The organism is Mycobacterium sp. (genome assembly GCF_049802695.1).
Taxonomy (GTDB): domain Bacteria; phylum Actinomycetota; class Actinomycetes; order Mycobacteriales; family Mycobacteriaceae; genus Mycobacterium.
Map to the genome: position 1 here is coordinate 1 of NZ_JBARMY010000341.1, position 5557 is coordinate 5557.

Below are 5557 nucleotides of genomic sequence, written 5' to 3' on the forward strand. Positions count from 1 at the left end.
GCGACAGCCCGAAGTCACCGGCGGCGTCGGTCCACCAGTGGGTTCGCCGCAGGCCGGCCGCGGCCAGTTCGGACGCCACCGACTCGGCCCGGAATTTGCAGGACACCTCGGTGAGCACTTCCTCACCGGCGGCGAACTCGACAGTGAGGTCGAGGGCGGCGATCCGCACCCGTTGTGGCCGTTCGGTGCGCAGCCACATCTCGATCCGCTGCTCTGCAGCGTTCCAACGGGCGACGTGCGCGAAGGCAGACACGTCGAAGTCCGCGTCGAGTTCGCGGTTGACCACCGTCAATACGTTGCGATTGAATTGCGCTGTCACGCCTGCGGAATCGTCGTACGCGCTGATCAGGCGGCCGACGTCCTTGACCAGATCGGTGCCCATCAGCAGACTATCTCCCGGCTTCAACACCGAAGCCAGCGACGCCAGGAACTGCGCACGCGGCCCAGGGCTAAGATTGCCGATTGTGGATCCCAGGAAGACGAACAGCCGTCGGCCCCCGTCCGGAATCTGAGTCAAGTGCTCCTCGAAATCCCCGCATACTGCTGCGATTTCAACTCTCGGGTACTCCTGCTGGATGGCGCTTCCGGAGGTGTGCAGTATGCCGGCGTCGACGTCGAACGGCACGAATTTACGTAACGATCCGAGTTGGGCCAGCGCGTCGAGCAGCAGCCGGGTCTTCTCCGATGTTCCACTGCCCAGCTCAACCAGGGTGTCCGCGGCGGTGGCGGCCGCGATGTCCGACGCGTGCGACCGAAGGATCTCGGCCTCGGCGCGCGTCGGATAGTACTCCGGTAGCCGGGTGATCCGGTCGAACAACTCGCTGCCGGCCGAGTCGTAGAACCACTTCGGCGGCAACGACTTCGGCGAGCGACACAGTCCTTCGAGAACGTCGCGGCGCAGGGCTTGAGGCGCCGAATCAGCGGCCAGATGATTGGACAGCGACAGCGTCATGCAGGTCCTTTCTCAGCGTTGAGTGGGATCAAAGCGAGGCCGTCAGAGTCGACCTGCACCAGGTGACAGTCCGGCACGTCCTCCCAATCCGGATCGTCGTCGTAGGGCTCACTGGCCAGTACCACGCCGTCGTCGCGGCGCAACACCGAGAGCGTGTCACCCCAGGTGGTGGCCAGCAGTCGAGATCCGTTGCCAGCCAGTATGTTCAACCGGGCGTGCGGATCGGCGGCAGCCAGTTCCACGATCACTTCACCGAGCGCGTCAAGGCCCCGGTCGAAGATAAGGGTAGCGAGAATTGCGCTGTCGCAAGCTGATTCGGCTGACGGATCAAACGGCAGCACACGGCGGTCGATGGTGCCGTTGTGCGAGAGCAGCCAGGCACCGTCGGTGAACGGCGCCGTCGCGCTGACCTCGATCGGCATGCCGAACGTGGCCGAACGTACGGCCGCGACGACGCAGTGGCTGCGTAGTGCGGGCGCTACGGAGGCCAGTGATGCGTCACCCCACAGCGGCGCGGCGCTGCGCCACCGCCGCGGCACCGCCCCGTCGAAGAAGCCGACACCCCAACCGTCGGCGTTCATCAGACCGTGCTTCTGCCGCCGCGGGGCGTAGGACTGCACCAGCAGACCGTGCGGCGGGTCGAGCACCAGTGCGGACAGCTCGACGTCGCGCCCGAGCCAGCCCAGGTGACGGCACATCAGGCAGAAGTCTCCGCATCCCACGCCAACCGGACACCGGAGAAGAGCTGCCGGCGATAGGGGTGATCCCAGTTGCGGAAACTGGGCCGCAGAACGCCGGCGTCAACCGCCCACGATCCCCCACGTAGCACCCGGTAGTCACCGGAGAAGAAAGGCTCCGAATAGCGCTGGTAGATCATCGGCACAAAGCCGGGCCACGGTCGCAGCGGCGAGCTTGTCCACTCCCATACGTCGCCCAGCATCTGTTCGGCTCCATAAGCGGACGCACCGGCCGGATAGGCGCCAACCGGCGCGGGGCGCAGCGCCGCACCGCCGAGGTTGGCGGAGGCATCGGAGGGCTCGTCGTCTCCCCACGGGTAGCGACGGCGGACATTGCGCCCGGGATCCCACGCGCAGGCTTTCTCCCACTCGGTTTCGGTCGGCAGCCGCGCACCGGCCCAGGCGGCGTAAGCCTCGGCCTCGAAGTAGGTGACGTGCTGGACCGGTTCGTCGACAGCAATATCTTCGACATGGCCGAATCTGGTGCGGGTGCCGTCGGTGTTCCAGAACTGAGGCGCAGTCAGATTGGCCCGCTCACGGTGCTCCCAGCCCCGCTGCGACCACCACCGGGGTTGGCGGTAACCGCCGTCGTCGATGAAATTTCGCCATTCGCCGTTGGTTACCGGAACCCGTCCGATCCGAAACGGCGCAACGTCCACCTCATGGGCGGGCCGCTCGTTGTCCAACGAGAAAGGCTCGTCGGCGGCGTCCACGCCTTGCACGAACGGGCCGCCGGGTACCAGCACCGACGTGCCCGCCAACTCTGGCCGGCCTGGAGGCAGTGCGGCGGCACAGCGCAGCAACGGTGCGCCGACGCGCAGGTTCAGCGCCTGCAGCATGGTTTCGTTGTGCTGATGCTCATGGCTGACGACCATGCCGACCGCGAAGCAGGCCGGTTGTGAAGGATCGGGTTCATCGGGCAGCGTGTCGAGCGCGTCCAGCGCTGCCGAGCGCACCCTGCTGCAATAGGCGCGTGCGTCGCCGGGGGACAGCAGCGGCAGATCGGCGCGGCTGGAGCGGGAGTGCACGAAGGCGTCGTAGAGGCCGTCGACGTCCGGAGATAACAGCCCGGGACGGTCGAACCGGCCGCTGCGCAGCAGCCAGAACTCCTCCTGTTGGCCGATGTGGGCGAGGTCCCACACCAACGGGCTCATCAACGGGTCGTACTGGCGGCGTAATTCGGCATCGTCGAAATCAACCAGCCGCAGCGTCCGCTCCCGCGCCCGCGCCAGGTCGCAGGCCAGGGATTCGCGTGAGGTCACATCCCTCCTTGCGCCAACCGCGCCACGGTTGCGGCAATGCCGTGTTCAATCACTTGGTCGGCGGCGTCGTCACCGGGGCAGCGGCCCCGCTCGACCAGCGCCAGCAGGCGTCGCATGGAATCGGACAGCTGCGCACCGCAGGTGTCGGGCAGCCGCTCGGCCGCCACCGCGACACACTTTCTGGCTGCTGTATGCAGGCGATGGTCGCGCAGCCCGATCCGGGCCGCGGTGTCCCAGCAGTTGGCCACCGGTTCGACGGCCGCCGCAGCGACCTTCGCCGCGTCCGGGTCGTCCAGCAATGTCACCAGCGTGAAGACCACCGCAGGCCACGAATCGGCGGGAACGCTGTCCAGGTAGCGAATTTCCAGCCATTGCCGCGGACGCACCGGCGGGAACAGCGTCGTGAGGTGGTATTCCAGATCCTTCATCGTGGGGCGGCGACCGCCGAGCAGTGTCCGGCCGTCGGCCCAGTCAGCGAACGGGACGTAATGTGTGACCGGCACCGCATCCGGGTTGTTGACCAGCATCACCGGCGCTTTCAGCGCGTAGCGGGCCCAGTCGGTGCCGGGCTCGTCACCGCTGAGGGTCAAGATCGGCCCGCAGCGCGCGGAATCCAGCTGACCCCAGACCCGCTGCCGGCTGGAAAGCCACCCGGTGAACTGGCCACCCAACAGCGGCGAGTTCGCGGCCATCGCAATCATCGTCGGCCCCAGCGCATGCGCCAGCCCGACCCGCGCCGGCCACCCGGCCTGCGGGCCCGCGTCCAGGTTCAACTGGATCGATGCCGTGGACGTCATCATCGCCGCACCCGCGGGCCCGGTGTGACTGGCGACGAAGAACTCTTCCATGGCGCGGTAGCGGGCGCCGGGGTTGATCCGCATGGCCGGCCGGAGCGGATCCGCGCCCAGCAACACCAGTCCCAGTCCGGCCTCAGCGAAACCCGCCTGCAGCACGGCCTGGTCCTTGGTCATCTCCTCGATCGCCGCCAGCGCGCCCTCTGCAGGTGGGCCGGAAAGTTCGACGGCGCCACCGGGTTCGACGGTGACTGCGCTCCCGCCCGGCATGGCCGGAAGTGACTCGAGGACGTCGCTGATCTCCGACCAGCCCGGTCTGCGATGCGGATCGCGAGGGTCGTAGCAGTGCGCCTCGACTTCCAAACCGACCTGGCCCAGTGGGCCGTCCGACAAGCAGGCTTGGGCGATGTACTGGGCGGCGGCCGGCGAACCGGTCAGCTCGGCATCGGTCAGACGGGCGCCAGCCAGCTGCGACGCGACGGCGAACGCCATATCACCGACCCCTTCGGGTGCAGACCACGTTGCTCGGGCCCTGATTGTGAGCGGTCGGACCGGCACCGGATCGGCGTGGGTCGACCACCAACGAGTGAGTACTCAGCCTAGCCATGCTGCGCGCCGAGGTATTCCGCACTGTGCTGATCGATCACTGGCCCAGCGTGTTCTGCATCGCGCCGGCCAGCGCGTTGACCGCCGGACCAGCGTTTCCCGACTGACACACCTTCGCCTGCAACAACACGTTCTCCCGCAGCCGGGATTGGTTGAAGCAGCGACGGTCGGTGCCGGCTTCCTGTTTGGTCCAAGCTGCGTCGGTGGCGGTTGCCGGCCCGCCGTCGAAGGACCACACCTGGGTGGTTCCGTTGTCGAGATGCATGGCCGTGGTTTGACCCGCGCAACCCACCGTGCGGTCGACGATGCGGTGGAAAGCCCGTCCCGCTGCGTCGCCCGTGGCGAACACGCCGACCGCCTGCTTGACCAGGTGGGTCTGGTCGGTGGCCGACGTCTGCGACGTGGCGCCGTTGAACGACGCCAGGTCGGGATCGTCGTACACCTCGGGCAAGCCGATGTCGGCCCAGTTGTTACAGATCGGGTCGTCGACGTAATAGCCCTGAAAGGGCGCAGTGAACACCGATTCGTCGCGGATCGGGCCGCCGACGATGTTGCCCACCGAACCCTTGCCCAGCACCGCGTAGTTCACCACACCCGGATCCGAGGGTCGCGCCGCCGCGACGGGAATCCCGCTGCCGGCCGCAGCGACGACAGCGCCGACGGCCACCGCGGCCACAGCGATGCGCATCACCGCAGCAGTCAGACCTTGGCCGAAACGCCGACGTCCACGTTGCCACGGGTGGCGAGGGAGTACGGGCAGACGTGGTGGGCTTTGTCGACCAGGTCGTCGGCGTCGTTCTGGTCGAGGCCGGGCAGGTTGACGACAATGTCGCCGGTGAGTCCGAAGCCACCTTCGGCGGTGCGGCCGATGCCGATCTTGACCGTCACGTCCGTGGCATCGGGAACCTTGACCCTTGCCCGGCCCGCGACCAGACGCAACGCACTCAGGAAGCAGGCGGCATAGCCGGCGGAGAACAGCTGCTCGGGATTGGTGCCGTCGCCGCTGCCACCCATCGCTTTAGGCGGGCGAGTCTCCAGGTCGAGGTGACCGTCCGAAGACTTCACGTGCCCGTCACGGCCGCCTCCGGTCGCGGTGGACTCTGCGGTGTAGATGGCTTCGATGCTCATGGGCTCGATCATGCCAAGAAGAGTCTCCGACCGTCTGGCTTCCGGCTACCGGCCTGGGCCGGGCGGTGGGGGTGGCGG

6 protein-coding genes are annotated in these 5557 nt (G+C 67.5%); all 6 read right to left on the bottom strand.

All coding sequences use genetic code 11. The features are described 5' to 3' along the window. Positions 1-952 (bottom strand): L-histidine N(alpha)-methyltransferase (gene egtD / locus WA317_RS14030; protein WP_425173609.1); only part of this gene is annotated, 952 nt, incomplete at its 3' end. Next, on the bottom strand, positions 949-1650 hold the full coding sequence (gene egtC / locus WA317_RS14035; protein WP_425173613.1) for an ergothioneine biosynthesis protein EgtC: 702 nt from the start codon (positions 1648-1650) through the stop codon (positions 949-951). The genes egtD and egtC, both read right to left, overlap by 4 nt. Beyond that, complete coding sequence (gene egtB, locus WA317_RS14040) at positions 1650-2951, bottom strand: ergothioneine biosynthesis protein EgtB (RefSeq protein WP_425173610.1); 1302 nt, start codon at positions 2949-2951, stop codon at positions 1650-1652. Before egtB ends, egtC begins: the two co-directional genes overlap by 1 nt. Next, the gene (gene egtA, locus WA317_RS14045; RefSeq protein WP_425173611.1) at positions 2948-4237 is read right to left on the bottom strand and encodes an ergothioneine biosynthesis glutamate--cysteine ligase EgtA; all 1290 of its coding nucleotides are present in this window, start codon (positions 4235-4237) and stop codon (positions 2948-2950) included. Before egtA ends, egtB begins: the two co-directional genes overlap by 4 nt. Before the next feature lie 151 nt (positions 4238-4388). Then, positions 4389-5039, bottom strand: coding sequence for a sensor domain-containing protein (locus tag WA317_RS14050; RefSeq protein WP_425173614.1), 651 nt, complete (start codon positions 5037-5039; stop codon positions 4389-4391). Between the two features lie 11 nt (positions 5040-5050). Beyond that, positions 5051-5479, bottom strand: coding sequence for an organic hydroperoxide resistance protein (locus tag WA317_RS14055; RefSeq protein ID WP_425173612.1), 429 nt, complete (start codon positions 5477-5479; stop codon positions 5051-5053). Positions 5480-5557 lie beyond the last annotated feature (78 nt).